The organism is Streptomyces sp. P9(2023) (genome assembly GCF_032436795.1).
Lineage (GTDB): Bacteria > Actinomycetota > Actinomycetes > Streptomycetales > Streptomycetaceae > Streptomyces.
This window is the reverse complement of the sequence record NZ_JAUPWM010000085.1, coordinates 1-1,745: the sequence shown is the minus strand read 5'-3', so window position 1 is coordinate 1,745 and position 1,745 is coordinate 1. Positions and strand designations below refer to the sequence as shown.

1 protein-coding gene is annotated in these 1,745 nt (G+C 65.0%); it reads left to right on the top strand.

Annotation, left to right across the window (positions count from 1 at the left end):
• The first annotated feature begins 420 nt into the window (after positions 1–420).
• On the top strand, positions 421–1,683 hold the full coding sequence (locus Q5762_RS36685) for a B12-binding domain-containing radical SAM protein (RefSeq protein ID WP_315896659.1): 1,263 nt from the start codon (positions 421–423) through the stop codon (positions 1,681–1,683).
• The last annotated feature ends 62 nt before the right edge of the window (positions 1,684–1,745 follow it).

The window sequence follows — 1,745 nt, the reverse complement described above, 5'->3', positions numbered from 1 at the left end:
CGACTCGTCGCGACCAACGTGAAGAAACTCGTCAATAACAACTCGAACTGACATGAACAGGATCACGAGACACTAGGGCCACGACCTCCGCCACGAAGCAGCCAGGCGGGGATTTTCGGCCAACAGTGAGCCGGGAGATTTGGGCGGGAAGTTGCCACGGGCGTCACTGACCGTAAGAGAGGCCTCTGGGGCACGGACCGGCCCATCGGGGGGTATCGGCCGCCGATTCCCGGATTCATAACGTCCGCTTTGTTTTCGAAGAGTGGAAATGACCTGCGCGGACGCACGTCACGCGGGGTCATCTGGACCTGCGCTCGAGTCCCCGAGGATGCGTCCTGAAGGGGCGGGTGGGGTGCTGACAGAGATCGTCTTCGCGGGGCACGATCACGGTGCGTCGCTCTGCCCCACGAAAGGACATCGATGTCGCTCAAGGTGCTGCTCGCCAACGCCCCCAACCCCACGGCCAACGGAAACGCGTCCAACTACGCCTGCTATCCACACATCGGCGTCATCCAGCTCGCCACCGCCGTGCGCGACTCCTACGGAGGGCAGGTGGAGCTCCAGGTGGTGGATGGGGGCATCAGCAACACCGCGCAGGTGCAGCAGGCCGTCCGGGACTTCGCGCCGGATCTCGTGGGGATCAGCGCACTGACGCCGACGTACGGTGAAGCCCTCAAGATCGCGGCCACGGCCGAACAGGCCGGCGCCCGGGTCGTCCTGGGCGACGACCACGCCGGGTTCTTCCCCGAGCTGATCCTCGACAACCGGCCCGAGATCGACTACATCGTCGCCAACGACGTCGGCGAGACCCCGTTCGTCGAGCTCATCGGCGCCCTGATCCGGGGCGGATCGGTGACCGGCGTCTCCTCACTCGTGCACCGCCGTGACGGCGTCGCCGTGCGCAACCACGCGCCCCAGTACGCCCTCACCGACCGCAACACCATCCCCGACCTCGGGTTCATACGCGACGAACTCGACGTCTACGCCGAGACCTACCGCGAGCAGTTCGGGCATCTCCACAGCCACAAGGTCATCCCCATCACCGTCAACAACGCCCGTGGTTGCGAGAACGGATACAAGCGCTGCACGTACTGCAGCATCGCCGACCTCCGGGTCAACACCGGTGATCCGCGCGGCTTCTGGAAGGCCATCGATGTCTACAACCGGGAATTCGGCATCAACCTCTTCTTCGAGGTGTACGACAGCTTCACGGCCAGCCCCCGGTACGTCGACGCCCTGATCGACGCGACTCCCCCGCATCTGCGCCGGCGCATCGACAACGGCGAACTCGAAGTCATGGTCTACGCCCGGGCGCTCGGCCTCACCAAGCGCAACAACGTCGACAAGTGCCGCCTCGGGGTCACCCGCGTCAACATCGGCCTTGACGCCGCCGACCCGGAGATGCTAGAGGCCCAGCGGAAGAACAAGACCACCGACGCCACCAACCTGGAGGCGATCCGGATGCTCAACAAGGCGGGGATCTCCGTGCACGCGTCGTACATCGCCGGAGCGCCCGGCGAGCGGGCCCGGACCCTGGACCGGACCATCGACGGAATCCGGCAGATGCTCGGCGAGGTGGAGCTGTCCTCGGTGGAGTTCTCGCGGTTCATACCGCTGCCGAACAGCCCCGCCTGGGATCTCCTCGTCGACTACGAACGGCCGAACTTCTTCAACGTGATCTAGCAAGGAATCCCGGCCCTTTAGGGCTCGGGAGGAATTGCTTCTCTGGACTGCTCTAACGCCCG